A 17,804-nucleotide genomic window follows, 5' to 3' on the forward strand; every position below is an offset into this window, starting at 1 on the left:
CCTAACCTTTGAAATCAAGTTAGATATTCTGAAAGTATCTTTGCTGAGTTCTGGTCAAAACCATTGTAATCATCAATAGCCACAACTGGTGCATCTGGCGGATAGTGTTCTGGAATATCGTCAATGGCTACCCAAGGTGATTTTTCTGCTTGATTTTGTCGAAGATACTCAAGAACTTCCTGGTGTCGTAAATATTTGTGTTGGTGAATATTTTTTGGGTTGAGAAAAGGGGTGAATCCGATAATACGGATAGCGATATCTGGTGAAAATAATGGCGGGATTACCTCGAATGGGAATATTTCACGCCAGGAAGATGAAATTACTACTCGCGCATTAGGATAGGAACGAAGAACATTTTCAAAGTGATTAAGGCAAACTGAATTAAATTTCATTATATCTGTTTGCAAACTCGATCCATTTCTTCTGTCAGGAATAAGTACACCATCAATGTCTAAAAAAATTAACATTAACTAAAAGTCCTAGTGAATCATTTAATGAGTATTAATACTGCTGAATAATATAATGTGCAGCGACGATTCTCTCTCAATTGTTCGCTACATCGACTTTTTAGACTGCAATCAACATTGTTATTCACTGTTTTTATTGGTGGCTGCTTTCTAAGGAAAGGAAGATGCTGGTATCAACAAGTATTATTCTGAAATTCACAGTTTTTCTTGGCTTCGGCCTTCCCCCCTGCTGGGGTAGGGGGGGTTGGCTTCTACCTTCTGCCTTCAGGCAAGAGGAGCAAAACTGTAGATTTTTTGAGGTTCGAGCCGATCGCAAATTCCGGTTAATTCCGACAAAAGAAATGTCTCGCGATCGAGCTGGACTTGCAGGGTCTTGAGCGGATCTCCACCGGAGGAAACCATGAATTCTAATGTTTGCAAATTCGGCTCAGTGCTGATTTCGCCCAAAATTTGACCGATCGCCCTGACGTAAGGATGGTTTGGATCTTTGTACCAGTCGGGGGCTGCGAGTCCGGGTTGATCGAAGCCGAGGTGAACGATGAGGGAGCCTTCTCCGAAAAGGGCTATTCCCACCGGCCGCGCTTCTTCTTGCAGCAGCAAGTGCTGGTTAGCCGCCAAATGCCGCAGTTTTTCGAGGTGTTCGTACCGATTTTGAATGGCAGAATCTTCCTCTTTTCCTTCTGGTTTCTGGCTTCTACCTTCTTCCTTTGTGTCGTTCCACTGAATCGCCACTGTTACTAAATAAGTTTGCAGTAGCATATGACCGAGTTTTTCGGCTTTTGTTGCCAGATAGATCGAGTTGTAATCTGTGGCTTCAATTAGTAAGGGGACGCGATCGGCTACTTCAATGCCGTAACCTTTCAAACCCGCAATTTTGCGCGGGTTGTTGGTAATCAACCGAATTTTTTTAACTCCCAAATCGTTGAGCATTTGTGCTCCGACGCCGTAGTTCCGCAAGTCGGCGGGAAATCCCAACCGTTCGTTGGCTTCTACCGTATCCAATCCCAAATCTTGCAGGGAGTAAGCTTTTAGTTTATTTACCAATCCAATACCTCGACCTTCTTGGCGCAAGTAAACTATGACGCCAGAACCGACATTTTCAATCATTTTCAGTGCCGCTTGCAGTTGCATCCGGCAGTCGCAGCGCAGGGAACCCAAAGCATCGCCGGTCAGGCATTCGGAATGCACCCGCACCATCACGGGTTTGTCTTTAAATTCTGCCGGGTCGCCCTTGACAATAGCAACGTGTTCTGAATTGTCTTGGGTGTCGCGGTAGGCGTAAATCATAAACTCGCCGAATTGAGTGGGCAATTTGGCGACGGTTTCGCGGCGGACGAATCGATCGTGCTTGAGTCGGTAGCTAATTAAGTCGGCAATACTAATTATTTTGAGGTTGTGGAGTTTAGCGTACTCGATTAATTCGGGCAACCTCGCCATCGAACCGTCGGGGTTTTGAATTTCGCAGATGACGCCGCTGGGATACAGGCCGGCGAGTCTGGCAAGGTCAACCGAGGCCTCGGTGTGACCGGCGCGTTTGAGGACGCCACCGTCGATCGCCCGCAGGGGGAAAATGTGACCGGGACGGCGCAAGTCTTGAGGTTTGGTGTCCGGGTGAATGGCTACTTGGATCGTGCGGGCTCTGTCTTCGGCGGAGATACCGGTACTGACGCCGTTGACTGCATCGATGCTAACAGTGAAGGCAGTTTGGTTGTTGTCAGTGTTTTTGCTGACCATGAGGGGCAATTCCAGGCGATCGAGCCTTTCGCCGCTCAATGCCAGACAAATCAAACCCCGCGCGTTCACGGCCATGAAATTGATGTTGTCGGGGGTGGCGAATTGGGCGGCACAAATCACGTCGCCTTCGTTTTCGCGATTTTCGTCATCGACTACTACCACCATGCGACCTGCTTTGAGGTCTGCGAGGGCGCTGTCGATCGAGTCAAATTGAAAGGATTGAGTTGAGGTGTTGTTATTTGGCACTGAGGAGTTCAAGCTATAAACAGTAATGTTATGGAAATAGAATGTATTTGTGATTGTAACCTTTTGTTTCCGACAGGGCGATTCCCCAGTCCAGATGAGTTTGACAATATTTCTAAACTCACTTACTATAAATTTTACACTTTGTCAACAAAATATCTCCCCAATATTTCATGAGCTTGACTGATATCGCGAAGATTTTAGGTAAACCGTACTTTCAAGCTCCTAATTGCTTAATTTATAACATGGATTGCTTGGAAGGATTGAAGCTGCTGCCCGATCAATTGATAGATTTAACCGTTACCAGCCCGCCTTATAACATCGGCAAAGAGTACGAAAAATCCTTGGTGTTAGATGAGTATTTAAACTGGTGCGAGCAGTGGATAGCCGAGGTTTACCGGGTAACGCTCGATCGAGGAGCATTTTGGCTGAATTTAGGCTATTTGTCAATTCGCGATCGGGCAAAAGCAATTCCGATTTCCTACCTGCTTTGGGACAAAGTGCCTTTTTATCTGATTCAAGAAGTTGTATGGAATTACGGCGCGGGAGTTGCGGGCAGCAAGTTCTTTTCACCCCGCAATGAAAAGTTTCTCTGGTATGTAAAAAATCAATACAAGTATACATTTAATTTGGATGAAGGGCTATTCTGGGTTTGTGGTGGAAAGGATAGTGTGAGCGTCTCGCTCGCGCAGGCTTTCGGGCCTGTACCACGGGAAGTTTTATTTTTATAATCACCTAAAACTCGGGAGAACCGTATAGGCTATTAAAAAATTATCCTATCATTCGTTTGTCTTATGAGTAATAACGCCCCGGTCAAAACAATTCTGATTCTGGCAGCCAATCCCAAAAATACGGTTCCCTTGCGATTGGATCACGAAATCCGGGAAATTGACGAAGGATTGCGAAGGGCAAACAAACGAGAACAGTATAAATTAGAACAAAAATGGGCGGTGCGTTCCCGTGACTTTTACCGGGCTATCTTAGATTATCAACCGCACACTGTTCACTTTTGCGGGCATGGTGCGGGAGAAGATGGAATTGTCCTAGAAGATGATACGGGAAAAATGGCGCTGGTGCAGACAAATGCCCTCGCTAGTATGTTTAAAATATTTTCCAAAAAAGGGGTAGAGTGCGTAATTCTCAATGCTTGTTATTCGGAAGTACAAGCTGATGCAATTAGCCAATACGTTAAGTATGTAGTTGGCATGAATAGAGCCGTGGGAGATAGAGCAGCACTTGCCTTTGCGGTGGCATTTTATGATGGGATTTTCGCAGGATGTGAAGTTGAAGAAGCCTATGAATTAGGTCGTTCGCAGATGAGGAGTTTCCTAGAGCATGAAACTCCTGTTTTTTTTAAAAGAAAAAAGTTAACTGATTCTGCGATTGATGAGATTTTAATTAATTTTGAAGAAGTTATCCCGCCTAACCCTTACCAAGGATTGTCTGCATTTAGTGAAGAAGATGCAAATTTCTTTTTTGGACAAGAAAATTTTGTAAATAAGTTAGTAGAAGTCACTCAGACACAACCCTTAGTAGCTGTGGTTGGACCAAGTGGAAGTGGTAAATCTTCTGTGGTGTATGCCGGCTTAATTCCCAAATTGCGAAAAGAAGGAAATTGGTTAATTGAATCATTTCGTCCCGGACAAGAACCATTTTTGCCTTTGGCTTCTGCCTTAGTGCGGCAATTAGAACCCGAAGCGGGTGAAACTCAAAAATTGCGGGAAGCGGTAGGACTAGCCGGCGATTTACAAAATGGGAGAATCACTTTACAGCAAGTTGTATCTCGCATTTTAGAGCGTAACCCAGGTAAAAGGTTGTTGTTAGTTGCCGATCAATTTGAGGAACTGTACACCCTTTGTCGGGTGAAGGAAGAACAGGAACGTTTTGTGAATGAGTTGCTAACGGCGATTACTCAACAAAATATTACATTAGTTTTGACGTTACGCGCTGACTTTTACGGTTATGTGCTTTCCTATCGTCCGTTTCGGGATGCTTTGCAGGAGTTTACACCACAATTGCTTAGTTCCATGAAACGGGAGGAATTACAACAAGCCATTGAATTGCCGGCTCAAAAATTGGCAGTACAGTTAGAGGCTCAATTAACCCAACGCATTCTTGATGATGTGGGGGAAGAACCGGGAAATTTACCTTTATTAGAATTTGCCCTGACTCGTTTGTGGGAAAAGCAAATCAACCGAGAGTTAACTCACCAAGCTTACGAAGAAATTGGTGGGGTAAAAAAAGCAATTGCTAATCATGCCGAGCAAATTTATCAAAAACTAAGCGAAACAGAGAAAAAGCAGGCACAGCGAATATTTGTGCAATTAGTGCGTCCAGGGGAAGGAACAGAGGATACCAGGCGCATTGCTACTCGTGCGGAAGTGGGGGAAGATAACTGGAATTTGGTCAGTTATTTAGCGGGATATCAAGCGCGTTTGGTAGTTACAGGCCGGCAAGAACCGCAAGATACGGTAGAAGTAGTGCATGAAGCACTGATTCGGGAATGGGGAACACTGCGTGAGTGGATCAATGCCAACCGTGATTTTCGGACTTGGCAAGAACGGCTGAAAGTGGCCCTGCGGGAGTGGAAAAATAACAATCATGACTCTGGGGCATTGTTGCGAGGTGTACCGTTAAATGTGGCAGCAGACTGGTTGCGTAAACGCGCCGGTGAAATGACGCAGGAGGAACGAGATTTTATTCAGGTTAGCGTTCGGATGCAAAAACGTAGGCGGCAATTTACTACTTTTGGAGTGTCTGGTGCTTTTATCGTTGTTTCTAGTTTGGCTATTTTTGCTAATTGGCAGTGGTGGCAAGTACAAAGAGTTCAGTTAGGTCAAAGTGATGCTCTCAGTCAGTATTCAAACGAACTTTTTAATAAAAATCAAGAGTTCGAGGCACTTATAGCAAGTTTACGAGGAGCCATACCAATTAAACGCACAAAAGCTCAACCTTCAATGCAAGTTTTGACTGCTTTGCGACAAGCAGTTTATGGAGTGAACGAACACCGTTTAGAAAGCCATAGCGATTCGGTCTGGAGCGTCGCCTTTAGTCCCGATGGCAAGACTTTGGCTTCTGCCAGCAGTGACAACACCATCAAACTGTGGAATTTGCAAACCCAAAAACCGATTGCCACCCTTGCCGGTCATAGCTATTCGGTCAATAGCGTCGCATTTAGTCCCGATGGCAAGACTTTGGCTTCGGCAAGCACTGACAAGACCATCAAAGTGTGGAATTTGCAAAGCCAAACACCGATTGCCACCCTTGCCGGCCATAGCGAGTCGGTCAATAGCGTCGCATTTAGTCGAGATGGCAAGACTTTGGCTTCCACCAGCCGTGACAAGAGCATCAAAGTGTGGAACTTGCAAAGCCAAAAACCGATTGCCACCCTTGCCGGCCATAGCGATTGGGTCAATAGCGTCGCATTTAGTCCAGATGGCAAGACTTTGGCTTCCGCCGGCGTTAACAACACCATCAAAGTGTGGAACTTGCAAAGCCAAAAACCGATTGCCACCCTTGCCGGCCATAGCTATAGCTATGCGGTCAATAGCGTCGCATTTAGTCCAGATGGCAAGACTTTGGCTTCCGCCAGCGATGACAACACCATCAAACTGTGGAATTTGCAAAGCCAAAAACCGATTGCCACCCTTGCCGGCCATAGCGAAGGGGTCCCTAGCGTCGCATTTAGTCCAGATGGCAAGGCTTTGGCTTCCGCCAGCTATGACAAGACCATCAAAGTGTGGAACTTGCAAAGCCAAAAACCGATTGCCACCCTTACCGGCCATAGCGATGAGGTCTATAGTGTCGCCTTTAGTCGAGATGGCAAAATTTTGGCTTCCGCCAGCGGTGACAAGACCATCAAAGTGTGGAACTTGCAAAGCCAAAAACCGATTGTCACCCTCACCGGCCATAAAAGCCAAAAACCGATTGTCACCCTCACCGGCCATAGCGGTGTGGTCAATAGCGTCGCCTTTAGTCCAGATGGCAAGACTTTGGCTTCGGCAAGCTTTGACGACACCATCAAACTGTGGAACGTGCAAAGCCAAAAACCGATTGCCACCCTTGCCGGCCATAGCAGTTGGGTCAATAGCGTCGCCTTTAGTCGAGATGGCAAGACTTTGGCTTCCGCCAGCGGTGACAAGACCATCAAACTGTGGAACTTGCAAAGCCAAAAACCGATTGCCACCCTTGCCGGCCATAGCGATTGGGTCAATAGCGTCGCATTTAGTCGAGATGGCAAGACTTTGGCTTCCGCCAGCGGTGACAAGACCATCAAACTGTGGAACTTGCAAAGCCAAAAACCGATTGCCACCCTTGCCGGCCATAGCGATTGGGTCAATAGCGTCGCATTTAGTCCCGATGGCAAGACTTTGGCTTCTGCAAGCAATGACAACACCATCAAACTGTGGAATTTGCAAAGCCAAAAACCGATTGCCACCCTTGCCGGCCATAGCGAATGGGTCATTAGCGTCGCATTTAGTCGAGATGGCAAGACTTTGGCTTCCTTCAGCAATGACAAGACCATCAAACTGTGGAACTTGCAAAGCCAAAAACCGATTGCCACCCTTGCCACCTATGACTATTGGGTCAGCAGCGTCGCATTTAGTCGAGATGACAAGACTTTGGCTTCCGCCAGCAGCGATGGCAACACCATCAAACTGTGGAACTTGCAAAGCCAAAAACCGATTGCCACCCTTGCCGGCCATAGCAATGTGGTCAGTAGCGTCGCATTTAGTCCCGATGGCAAGACTTTGGCTTCCGCCAGCTCTGACAAAACAATAATTTTATGGAATTTGGATTTTGATGATTTACTCAAGCGTGGTTGTGACTGGGTACGTGGCTATTTAGAAAGCAGTCCCGATGTTAGCGATAGCGACCGACACCTGTGTGATGGTATTCCCACAAATCAATAGGCTTTTGCCAGAAAGTTTGTTTAAAATAACAAGTGAATCTCAAAAACTGCATAAAAACTGCCACCTCAACCTCATATAAAAATCAAACCTTTCTAAAACCCCTTACCCACCATCAACAATGACTGACCAAACCCCCAACTTCTACGCCCTCCTCATCGGTATCGATTTCTATTTTCCCCATCGTTTGCCCGAAGGTAACTACTACAAAAACTTGCGGGGATGCGTTCAAGATATTAACCATGTGGAAACCTATTTAAAAACCACTTTGAACCTCACTCCCGACCAAATTATTAAACTCACTGCAACTGCTTCCGAGAATCCAAATCAACCCCAAGAGCCCCCGGAACTTTTACCCACGTATGAAAATATTGTTGCCAAATTCAAGGAACTAACAGCCAAAGCCCAACCGCAAGATCAAGTCTATATTCACTACTCCGGTCACGACGGACGGGCGACAACAATTTTTGAAGATGTCAAGGGTTCTATGGGTTTAGATGAAGCTTTGGTTCCCACAGATATCGGTCAACCCTATTCACGCTATTTGCGCGACTTGGAATTGGCTAAACTGCTTGAAGAAATGGTGGAAAAAGAGTTAGTTGTAACGCGGGTACTCGACCCAGCCAACTCCTGAAGTTCCTCAATGGTACGTGTTTCGCAGCGGAGAAGCCAAGGGGCCCTATACCAAATTGCAATTATGGGAGGTTCAGGAAATCACAGCCCCAACCCAAGTCCGGCGCGGGGAAGCGGAGTGGCAGCGCGCCGGTGAAATTCCAGAACTAGCGGCGTACCTGACTCAAAAATAAGGCGCTATCCCGAAAAAACTATTCTCGGCGGGGTTGAACGCTTCTCCACAGCTTCAAATATTCACGTCGAACAGATTCATCAACCTCGTAAGCTAAACTTTCAGGCAAATCGAGTTCGATAAATGACTGCATTGCCCGCATTTTGCCTAAAAAAAAGCCCTCAACTTTGTGAGGGCTTTGCGATGCCAGGAACGAGACTTGAACTCGTGACACGTGGATTTTCAGTCCACTGCTCTACCAACTGAGCTATCCCGGCTTGTTTTTTCGCGCTTTACTATCTTAGCAGACACATACAGAATTTAGCAAGCACTTTTCTCAATTAATTTTCGATCGCCCGGAACCGCCCGCCTGTAAGCTAAAAGCTGCAACCTAAAATCCAAAAATCGCAATGGCACAGCAACATCGGGACAGCGGGAGTAAGAGTCTGCTTGTCTTGGGCATAATTTGGCTGCTGGGGGCAATTAGCGATCGCCTCTGGTTTGCCCTCGATCGATCTGTCCCGGCGTGGGATCAAGCAGACTACCTGACTAGCACCCTGAAATACTTGCAGGCGTTGCAGCATCCTCAGTGGTTTTCCGGGGAGTGGTGGACAAACTTCTGGCTGCTTTCGACGAAAATTCCGCCCTTGGCATACATCTTGACGGTTCCGTTTCTTCAGGTTTTCGGTACTGGGGGCGATCGGGCAACCCTCGTTCATCTATTATTTAGTGCTATTCTCCTCGCCTCAGTCTACAGTCTGGGCGTCCAACTATTTAACCGGCAAGTCGGTTTGTGGGCCGCTGCAATTTGCGTTTTGTTACCGGGACTTTATCGGTTCCGCTTGCAATTTTTGCTCGACTATCCCCTCACTGCTGCGATTACTTTTGCTTTCTATTGTCTGACAATGTGGAAGGCTTCTGAAGGAAGAAGGAAGTTCAGCAACGGATTCTGTAACGGATGTAACGGATGTCAGGAAGAAGGAAGTTCGGCAACGGATTTAACGGATGTAACCGATAGAACTCTGTTGGAGGAACGAACAAAGAAAAAGTATAAATTCTCCCCCTCCCCCACTCTCCCCCTCTCCCCGTCATCTTTCTTTTGGGCGATCGCCTTTGGAATTTCTCTCGGCTTATCAATATTAGTTAAACACACTACCGTATTATTTCTGTTTACCCCGATTGTGTGGCTGGCTGTGGGTGCTGTGCGCCAAAAAGCTTGGGGTAGATTAGGTCAATTAACTGGTGCTCTGTTGCTATCGGCGGCGGTGTTTGGCCCGTGGGCGAAAACCAATTGGCTGTTAATTTTGACCGGGGGAAAACGGGCAACGCTGGATTCTGCGATCGCCGAAGGAGATCCGGGCATCAATACGATCGACGCTTGGATTTACTACGGTCAACACTTACCCGAACACGTTTCTTGGCCTCTGTTACTTGTTCCCTTAGTAGGATTGATACTTTATTGGCGTCGCCGGCAAGATAGTTCGTCAATATTGCATCTCAACTCCTGTCGGTGGCTGGCTGTTTTCTGGGTAGGAGCTTATTTAATTAATTCTCTAAATCTCAACAAAGACGACCGCTATGTGATACCTTATTTGCCTGTTTTATCTATTTTCTTAGCCTACTGTTTAACGCTGTGGCCTTCTCGGTGGGGACGACAAATTCGCTGGGGTACAATTGGCTTGGCAATTCTGGCGATGCTGTTCCATATCTTGCCGCTGGGAGGTGCTGTGGGAAATAGCTTAGCCCAAATTATCAGTCCCGGCAATTCTAACTATCCTTACTTGGGGAAAGAGTGGCCGCACGGAGAGGTAATTGCAGAAATTATTGATAGGGAACCTTATTTGCAATCTACTTTAGGCGTGTTGCCTTCGACGCCGGAAATTAACCAGCATAATTTGAATTTTTACGGTGCTTTGGCTAATTTTCAGGTTTACGGGCGGCAGGTGGGAACGAATTTAAAAGAAGTGCCGCAAGATGTGCGATCACTCTCTTGGTTTGTAACCAAAACTGGCCCGCAAGGTTCGATTCGCGAACGGATTAAAAAAGCTCAAAATGCAGCGGTAACGGCGATTGAAAAAGGTGATAAGTTTGAGTTAGATAAAACTTGGATTTTGCCCGATTATACTAATTTAAATCTTTATCGGAAGCGAGTGCAGCCTGTCGAAATACAGCCGTTGAATGAAGCGCGATCGCAAGTACAATTAGATCGAGTTACTGTCGCTGCAAAAGCAGTTCCCGGAGTGGCGCTACCGGTTACTTATACTTGGTCGGGGCCTTGGCAGCAGTTGCAGTCTGGTTTAGTGTTGGTAACGTGGCAAAATCAGCAGTCTGGCGATATTCCACCGGGACAGACTTTCAGGATTTTACACGATCGCGCGATCGCCGGGGCGACTTTGCATCCGGGGATTCTGGAAGCGGATAAATTTGCTGTGGGGTTTCGAGTTGTCGATCGCACCGCGATGCTTCCTCCTGCTAATATTGCACCGGGAACTTACAATCTGCAAGCTACTTATCTAAATCGGAAAACCGGCGAAACTTATCCGATTAATGGGCCGGCAGTTAGTGTTAAAATCGAGGCAGAGCCTCTAGATATGCGTTCTCAGGCAGAGCCTGGAAACGAGGATTATACAGATAAGCCTGAGTTAGATTTGGTGACTCAATTGCGGGCGATGGCGGTTAATTTACCGAAAGGATTGCCAGGTTTAGAACCCGTGTTCGAGCAGATTGGGCGCATCAATCAGTACGATCCAATTCAAGATTATACCGTGCAAGCGGAACAATCGTTAGAATATCGGTTGCAGCAGGAACCAAATAATCTAGAATTGGCTTATGCTTTGGCATTTTCTAGAGTATTGCAGCAGAATGTCAAAAGTGCGATCGCCGCCTTAGAAAAAGTCACTCAACTCGACTCAAAAAACCCTTACGCTTACGCCTATCTCGCTTTCGTACACCTGTACGGCTGGCATCCCAAAGCCGCTCAAACAGCCTTAAAACCTGCTCTCGCTCTCAACTCCAACCTACCGGAAATTAGAGTTTTAAACGGTGTAGCGCAACTGATGCAAGGTAATCTCATTCAAGCATGGCAAGATTTGCAATACTTAAAAAAACTAAAAATTTAACAATCCCTTTTATTGTGGCACGGGCGTCACGCCTGTGCTTCCGAATCGGTAAAAAACAGAAAATCAATGAACCAACCAAGAATTGTCTCTCTAATTCCCAGTGCCACCGAAATTGTAGCAGTTTTAGGATTAACCGATGCAATTGTGGGCCGTTCCCACGAATGCGACTATCCCCCAGAAATCCAAAATTTACCTGTTTGCACTCAGCCTAAATTCAATCCCGAAGGAACTAGCAGCGAAATTCACAACCGCGTGACAGAATTGTTGCAAAATGCCCTCAGCGTGTATAAAATAGAAATAGATACTTTGGAAAAATTGCAGCCGACTCACATTATTACTCAAGCTCAATGTGAAGTCTGCGCTTGTTCTCTAACAGAGGTTGAACAAGCGGTAAGCACGCTGGTAAATAGCAAGCCGGAAATTATTTCTTTGCAGCCGAATCTGCTAGCAGAAATCTGGACGGATATTCAGGGAGTTGCTGATGCTTTGGGCGTAGATGGCAAAAGTGCGATCGACCTTTTGCAATCCCGCATCGATGCTATTACCTCGAAAACACAAGCATCCTCTATTATTACCACAAAAGAGAGACTTCCCAAAGTAGCCTGCATCGAGTGGATTGAGCCTTTGATGGCGGCAGGTAACTGGATTCCCGAATTAGTGGCAATGGCGGGAGGCAATTCGCTATTTGGAATTGTCGGAGAACATTCCCCTTGGTTAAAATGGGAATCGCTAGTAAAAGCTAATCCCGATGTAATTATTTTCATGCCTTGCGGCTTTGATTTAAGCCGCACTCGCAGCGAAGCAATGCAGATAACTAAATACGCAGAATGGCCTAATTTGCCAGCAGTAAAAACGGGGAAAGTTTACATAACTGACGGCAATTCTTACTTTAATCGGCCGGGACCGAGATTGGTTGATTCGTTAGAAATTTTAGCAGAAATTCTCCATCCCGAAATCTTCTATTTTGGCTATCGAGGTAAGGGTTGGCAGCCATTTTTGTAAATACCTGCAGCTAGCTAAAGCTTTATGTATATTAATTCTGAATTGCCTGCGATACAAATAAGGACACAACAATATTGTGTCCTTATTTGGCTTTCATTTAACCGAATCTGACATCAATGGATGCAAAAAACGCTCGTCCTACCTTGTTGAAGCAGGGGGCATCAATACCTTGTCAATTACGTGAATAACGCCGTTGCTAGCTTTGATATCAGCTTTCACAACATTAGCGCCGCTGACAGTAACTTTGCCTGCGCTAACAGCCACATTGAGCGAACTGCCTTCGACACTTTTAACATCGCCGGATTTCAGGCTAGTAGATAAAACCGCACCAGGAACAACGTGGTAAGTTAAAATCTTAGTAAGTTTGGCTTTGTTGGCCGGTTTGAGCAAATCCTCCACAGTTGCTTTTGGCAAAGCAGCAAATGCCGCGTCAGTCGGAGCAAAAACAGTGAAAGGACCTTTTCCTTGTAAAGTTGTAACCAAACCTGCTGCTCCCAAAGCCTTCGTCAGCGTCTTGAATTGAGCGTCACCAGATGCAATAGCAACAATATCCTTAGTAGCGGCAGTTGGTGCCGGTGAAGCGCCAGTTGGTGCCGGTGAAACGCCAGTTGGTGCCGGTGAAGCGCCAGTTGGTGCCTGTGAAACGCCAGTTGGTGTCGGTGAAGCAGTGGTTTTTACGTTTCCTGCAACTTGTGAAGTTTGAGTTGCATTAGCAACATTGGTGTTGGAGGTGATGTGGGCCCAAGCCGGGAAACCAATCAACGCGCTAGCGCCGATTACTCCTGCGAAACCTGTCAGTTGTTTCATCCAGCTAGGTAAATTTTGATTTTTCATTGCGCTTGCATTTCCTTAGGAGATAAAACAGTGAACATGAATTGTTATGTTAGCCAAATCTCGACAAAAGGCAAGGTTGCCAGAGGCTAAGGTAGAGAGAAATTTCTCTTGCATCCCCGATCGACCAAAACTTCCTTACTATAACGCAAGCTGAGAAATCGGGCATCAACCGCTAAATCTGTAACTCAAAACCTCAATCACCGAACCAGTTTGGGGTAAGTCACCAGATTTGATCGAAATCGTGTCATTATTCAATCGGCGCACCGGCGTACCATCCATCAGCGCCAAGAATTCATCTAGCGGCACCAAATCGCACGCAGTATCGGCGGCTTGGGTTTTGAAATGTGTCGGAATCACCATCTTTGGTTTGAGAAGTTGCAAAGTTTGCTTCGCTTCCGCCGGAGTGTAAGCTTTCGGCCCTCCGCCCACGGGAATCAGCAGGATATCCGGCCGCCCGATCAAGATTTGTTCTTCAATGCCGATCGGGCCAGCAACTCCGCCCAAGTGTAAAATCTTAAGGCCCGCTTGCTGCCACAGCCAAGCCACATTGACCCCAAATCGCCTTCCTCCCTCACGGTCTTTTTCCGTCCGAATCCCTTGAATCCGCAGCCCGTTAGACCTGTAAGCCCCTGGCTCGTACAAAAGGCCGGGATTGCCCGCAAATCCGTCGATCGCCCCTTCATCGAGCAACCGGCTGCTAATCAGAATCAAATCTGTCGGCACTTTAGGAGAGCGATAGCCTGCGGTACAGCCCAGGGGGCGAAAAGGATTCACCAGCACCCTCGCACCGCCTCCGGCGAACAAGAAGCAAGTGTGCCCCAACCACTGAATCGACAAAGAATCAGCAGTTTGAGCTTGATAGCTTTCCCATCCAGATGGTAAACCAGTTGCTAAAGCTGCTAGCAAACCCGTCTGTGCGTAACGTATTAATTGTCGCCGTTTCATCTTGTGGTTGCGGTTATCGGGTGTTGGTCGTTTGTTGTTATATCACAAAACACCGTCAGTCGATTTTAGATTTTAGATTTTAGATTTTAGATTTACTCCACAGATGAATCTGGGATATGGAACTTTCGTCTAAAATTTGGGGTTAACCACGAGCATTTTCGGGGGCTTGTATCCTTTTGTGGGCGCCTGAGATGCGAAAATGTGCACCCTAGTTTTACCGTAAAGTTCGCAGGGCCCACCCTAAAAATTTAGATAATTTAAACAGTCAGGTGTGGATTCGGCACCCGAAAGATGCAGATAAAAACTCAAAATTCCCAACCCAACTAAAGCCGTTCCAAGAAATTTCGCAATAATTGCTTTCCCGCAATCGTCAAAATACTTTCCGGGTGAAACTGTACACCTTCAATGTGTGGATATTCCCGGTGCCGCACGCCCATAATAGTTCCGTCTTCAACCCAAGCGGTAATTTCCAAAATTTCTGGACAACTCTGCTTTTCAATTACCAAACTGTGATAGCGAGTTGCAATCATCGGCGATTCCACGCCCTGAAAAACTCCGACTCCTGCGTGTTCTACCTGAGAAGTTTTGCCGTGCATCAACACGGGTGCAGAAACAATTTTGCCGCCGAATACTTGACCAATACTTTGATGTCCGAGGCACACGCCTAAAATTGGCATAGTCGGCCCCAATTCTTTGATTAATTCCAGAGAAATTCCCGCATCTTCCGGTCGCCCCGGGCCTGGAGAAATCACCACTGCTGCCGGCTGCAATCGGCGAATTTCTGCTAAGGAGATTTGGTCGTTGCGGTAGACTTGCACTTCGCTTGCTACCTGCAACTCAGCACCCAGTTCTCCTAGATACTGTACCAAATTGTATGTAAAACTGTCGTAGTTATCGATGACTATAATCACGGGTTAAGTTAGATTTTAGGTTTTAGATTTTAGATTTTAGGTTAACTCGCTGTCTGAAAGCAAGGGTTTCAAGATTTTAGATAGATGCCGAAGATAAAAATAGCTGCAATATAGACGAATAAAACTAAAAATCTCAAATTGGTCATCTAAAACCTAAAATTTGCGATCGCCCAATAAGTTACTAACGGCCGATCGCAATTTGAACGACTGCCCACAAAGGAGGAAGCAGAAGTGCAGTACCGACGATGATCGCAGCCATTGCCGATACCAGAACCGCTCCGGCACCGCAGTCTTTGGCAATTTTGGCTAGTTCGTGGTAAGATTGCCCGACTGTCAAGTCTACCACCGATTCGATCGCCGTATTCAACAGTTCCATTGCTAAAACTATGCCAATGGTGACGCCGATCACCGATATTTCTACAGGTTTCAGTTGCAAAAATAGGCCGAGTCCGATCGCCAAAGTGCCAATAACAGTGTGAATCCGAAAATTGCGCTGAGTTTCAAAAGCATAACTCAGACCCCCCCAAGCGTATCTAAAACTCGTAGCTAAGCTAGATGCGATTTTCCAGGATAGCTCTCGGTTGTATTTCAAGGCTTTTTTAGGCTCGTGGACTGTCTGGCTAGAAGAGTCTTGAGGCATGGGCAGAAACTGTGCGACTTGTGATGAAATTGAGGGTCTATCTAGTGTCATAAAGAACCAACTTTAATTTACAGAGATGAATGAAAGCTAAACTTTTCAAATTAACTTCATCAAGTCTAGGTAACTTTTCTAAGTTTTTACTAAAGTTATGGTTTAATTTCAGAAAGTTATGTTGGGCTTGACATGATTTGTTAAATCACCATCAACTTCAGTTATGCTGTTTGGATCGCAAGACCGATCGCCTGCAGCAATGTTTCTTGTTGATCGAGCATTTGAGTCAGACTTTCTTCATCCGGGTGATCCCAGCCCAAAAGATGCAAAAAACCGTGGGCTGCCAGCCAAGCTAGTTCGGTCTTCAGGGGATGTCCTTGCTGCTGAGCTTGTCGGTTAGCTGTATCGATCGAGATGACGATATCACCCAAGTATAGGGGTTCAGATGACTGCATTTCCTCTAGCTGAGGACAGTCTACCTCTAAAGCTGCGAAAGCTAATACATCGGTCGATCGATCGAGCTGGCGGTACTGGAGGTTGAGCGCTTGCATCTCCGTATCGGCGGTTAAACGCAGACTGACTTCGTAGCCCGGAGCGACTGGCACATACTCTTCCTGGTTTTCCAGCCAAACGCTAAACCAATTTTCCCAGGTTTCGGCTGAAATCTCCCCGCTGGCTGCACTCTCAGGGAGGTTGGAAGCGTCGGCTGACTCCTGGGCGAGCCCGTAACAGTCTTCGACGTTCACCTCAATTAACATTTTTTTGCTCTCCTGTCAAGGGATATATTCAATTTTTTTACAAATTCCAATTGCGCGATCGAACGGCAGGGGATTTTGCTGTTGCTGGAAAGATACAGTAATCTGTTAGAGATTGCAACAGGCAGGCAGAACAATCAGCTTAACTCGCGATTAAGAAAGATCAAAAACATCAGCAGAAATTAGAGGCTGATTGTTGGAATCCTCGATTAAGAATTGAAATAGCGATCGAGAAAAGCCAAACCGACGAGTACGCCTAAAAGTCCCGCCGCTGTCAAGGCAAAATGAAACAGAGAAGTCGCCCGCTTGCGAACCATGTTCCGCATCGCCAGCTTGACATAACTAGGTGGAGGTGCAGTGTTTGTCGGCGCTGTCTGGGTTTCGGCGGACTCTTCGGAGGCGGGAATTGCTGAGGGAGGTTGACTCATAGTGGTTAGTTTAGAAGGTTAACAAAGGGGCTGCTGAGGACAGGCTCGTCCCGATGTTAACAAATATGTAACGTTTTGTGTAGGAGTTTTTAGATTTCAGATTGCTGCAGGCTGGTTTCGGGCTGCAGAGAATCGGGCTAAACTTTCTTCAGCCATCAGCCATCCGCTGAACTTCAGCAATAATTCGCCTCACTGTCTCCGCCTGTGGCGATCGCAAATGCTGGAAAATGTCCAAGGATTGCTGTAAATAATTCAAGGCTGTGTCAAAATCTCTCTTCTTATCTGCTAACAACAGTCCTAACATTGCGAAAGTAGCAGCTTTTCCTCGAACATTGCCAATCTTTTCCTGAAGTTCGAGAGATTGTTCATAAAGTGCGATCGCCTTTGCTACTTCCCCTTGATCCGCATAAATTCCTGCTAGTTGGTGCAAAGTAGCAGCTTTTCCTTGAACATTGCCAATATTTTCCTGAAGTTCGAGAGATTGTTCATAAAATGTGATCGCCTTTGCTACTTCCCCTTGATTGGCATAAATTCCTGCTACACAGTGCAAAGTAGCAGCTTTCTCTTGAACATCGCCAATCTTTTCATGAAGTTCGAGAGATTTTTCATAAAGTGCGATCGCCTTGACTACTTCTCCTGGATTGGCATAAATTCCTGCTAGACAGTGCAAAGTAGCAGCTTTCCCTTGAACATCGCCAATCTTTTCATGAAGTTCGAGAGATTTTTCATAAAGTGCGATCGCCTTGACTACTTCTCCTTGATTGGCATAAATTCCTGCTAGATTGTGCAAAGTAGCAGCTTTCCCTTGAACATCGCCCATCTTTTCCTGAAGTTCGAGAGATTCTTCATAAAATGCGATCGCCTTGGCTACTTCCCCTTGATTGGCATAAATTCCTGCTAGACCGTGCAAAGTAGCAGCTTTCCCTTGAACATTGCCAATCTTTTCCGTAAGTTCGAGAGATTGTTCATAAAATGCGATCGCCTTGGCTACTTCCCCTTGATTGGCATAAATTCCTGCTAGACCGTGCAAAGTAGCAGCTT

16 protein-coding genes and 1 tRNA gene are annotated in these 17,804 nt (G+C 46.2%); 6 read left to right on the forward strand and 11 right to left on the reverse strand.

Going from position 1 to position 17,804, the window contains the following annotated elements; translation table 11 throughout:
* Window positions 1-14: 14 nt before the first annotated feature.
* Window positions 15-467 (reverse strand): HAD domain-containing protein, encoded by a 453-nt coding sequence (locus tag QUA57_RS18340; RefSeq protein ID WP_333062748.1) that lies wholly within the window; start codon window positions 465-467, stop codon window positions 15-17.
* 264 nt (window positions 468-731) lie between these two features.
* Window positions 732-2,447 carry a bifunctional 3,4-dihydroxy-2-butanone-4-phosphate synthase/GTP cyclohydrolase II gene (ribBA, locus tag QUA57_RS18345; protein WP_333062747.1) on the reverse strand — a complete coding sequence of 572 codons (1,716 nt, stop codon included), beginning with the start codon at window positions 2,445-2,447 and terminating at the stop codon, window positions 732-734.
* Between the two features lie 170 nt (window positions 2,448-2,617).
* Between ribBA and QUA57_RS18350 the strand changes: the two genes are divergently transcribed.
* The 4 genes from QUA57_RS18350 to QUA57_RS18365 all read left to right on the forward strand — a co-directional run bounded on the left by QUA57_RS18350 (window position 2,618) and on the right by QUA57_RS18365 (window position 8,160).
* Entirely contained in the window at window positions 2,618-3,175 is a 558-nt protein-coding gene (locus tag QUA57_RS18350; protein ID WP_333062745.1) for a site-specific DNA-methyltransferase, read from the forward strand.
* 63 nt (window positions 3,176-3,238) lie between these two features.
* Window positions 3,239-7,357 (forward strand): nSTAND1 domain-containing NTPase, encoded by a 4,119-nt coding sequence (locus QUA57_RS18355; RefSeq protein WP_333062743.1) that lies wholly within the window; start codon window positions 3,239-3,241, stop codon window positions 7,355-7,357.
* Window positions 7,358-7,475: 118 nt separating this feature from the next.
* A complete protein-coding gene (locus tag QUA57_RS18360; protein ID WP_333062742.1) occupies window positions 7,476-7,988 on the forward strand; it encodes a caspase family protein in 513 nt (170 codons plus the stop codon).
* A 16-nt stretch (window positions 7,989-8,004) separates the two neighbouring features.
* The gene (locus QUA57_RS18365) at window positions 8,005-8,160 is read left to right on the forward strand and encodes a GYF domain-containing protein (protein ID WP_333062740.1); all 156 of its coding nucleotides are present in this window, start codon (window positions 8,005-8,007) and stop codon (window positions 8,158-8,160) included.
* Between the two features lie 18 nt (window positions 8,161-8,178).
* Here the strand turns inward: QUA57_RS18365 and QUA57_RS18370 are convergent, their stop codons facing one another.
* Both QUA57_RS18370 and QUA57_RS18375 read right to left on the reverse strand, forming a co-directional pair.
* Window positions 8,179-8,373: a hypothetical protein gene (locus QUA57_RS18370; protein WP_333062738.1), complete on the reverse strand. Its 195-nt coding sequence runs from the start codon at window positions 8,371-8,373 to the stop codon at window positions 8,179-8,181.
* Window positions 8,344-8,416: transfer RNA gene (locus QUA57_RS18375), tRNA-Phe, on the reverse strand. Before QUA57_RS18375 ends, QUA57_RS18370 begins: the two co-directional genes overlap by 30 nt.
* Window positions 8,417-8,548: 132 nt before the next feature.
* Between QUA57_RS18375 and QUA57_RS18380 the strand changes: the two genes are divergently transcribed.
* Window positions 8,549-11,257, forward strand: coding sequence for a glycosyltransferase family 39 protein (locus QUA57_RS18380; RefSeq protein WP_333062737.1), 2,709 nt, complete (start codon window positions 8,549-8,551; stop codon window positions 11,255-11,257).
* A 66-nt stretch (window positions 11,258-11,323) separates the two neighbouring features.
* Complete coding sequence (locus QUA57_RS18385; protein WP_333062736.1) at window positions 11,324-12,259, forward strand: cobalamin-binding protein; 936 nt, start codon at window positions 11,324-11,326, stop codon at window positions 12,257-12,259.
* Window positions 12,260-12,397: 138 nt separating this feature from the next.
* Here the strand turns inward: QUA57_RS18385 and QUA57_RS18390 are convergent, their stop codons facing one another.
* The 7 genes from QUA57_RS18390 to QUA57_RS18420 all read right to left on the reverse strand — a co-directional run.
* On the reverse strand, window positions 12,398-13,093 hold the full coding sequence (locus tag QUA57_RS18390; RefSeq protein WP_333062735.1) for a fasciclin domain-containing protein: 696 nt from the start codon (window positions 13,091-13,093) through the stop codon (window positions 12,398-12,400).
* A 165-nt stretch (window positions 13,094-13,258) separates the two neighbouring features.
* Window positions 13,259-14,038, reverse strand: coding sequence for an MBL fold metallo-hydrolase (locus tag QUA57_RS18395; protein ID WP_333062734.1), 780 nt, complete (start codon window positions 14,036-14,038; stop codon window positions 13,259-13,261).
* 323 nt (window positions 14,039-14,361) lie between these two features.
* Window positions 14,362-14,949, reverse strand: coding sequence for an aminodeoxychorismate/anthranilate synthase component II (locus tag QUA57_RS18400; RefSeq protein ID WP_333062732.1), 588 nt, complete (start codon window positions 14,947-14,949; stop codon window positions 14,362-14,364).
* Window positions 14,950-15,130: 181 nt separating this feature from the next.
* A complete protein-coding gene (locus tag QUA57_RS18405) occupies window positions 15,131-15,640 on the reverse strand; it encodes a diacylglycerol kinase family protein (RefSeq protein WP_333062731.1) in 510 nt (169 codons plus the stop codon).
* Window positions 15,641-15,801: 161 nt separating this feature from the next.
* Complete coding sequence (gene ybeY, locus QUA57_RS18410) at window positions 15,802-16,338, reverse strand: rRNA maturation RNase YbeY (protein ID WP_333062729.1); 537 nt, start codon at window positions 16,336-16,338, stop codon at window positions 15,802-15,804.
* A 206-nt stretch (window positions 16,339-16,544) separates the two neighbouring features.
* On the reverse strand, window positions 16,545-16,763 hold the full coding sequence (locus QUA57_RS18415; protein WP_333062727.1) for a DUF3285 domain-containing protein: 219 nt from the start codon (window positions 16,761-16,763) through the stop codon (window positions 16,545-16,547).
* Window positions 16,764-16,911: 148 nt separating this feature from the next.
* A partial coding sequence (locus QUA57_RS18420; RefSeq protein WP_333251244.1) for a tetratricopeptide repeat protein occupies window positions 16,912-17,804 on the reverse strand: 893 nt, incomplete at its 5' end.

Origin of the sequence: Microcoleus sp. Pol7_B2 (genome assembly GCF_036701035.1) — a bacterium.
Lineage (GTDB): Bacteria > Cyanobacteriota > Cyanobacteriia > Cyanobacteriales > Microcoleaceae > Microcoleus.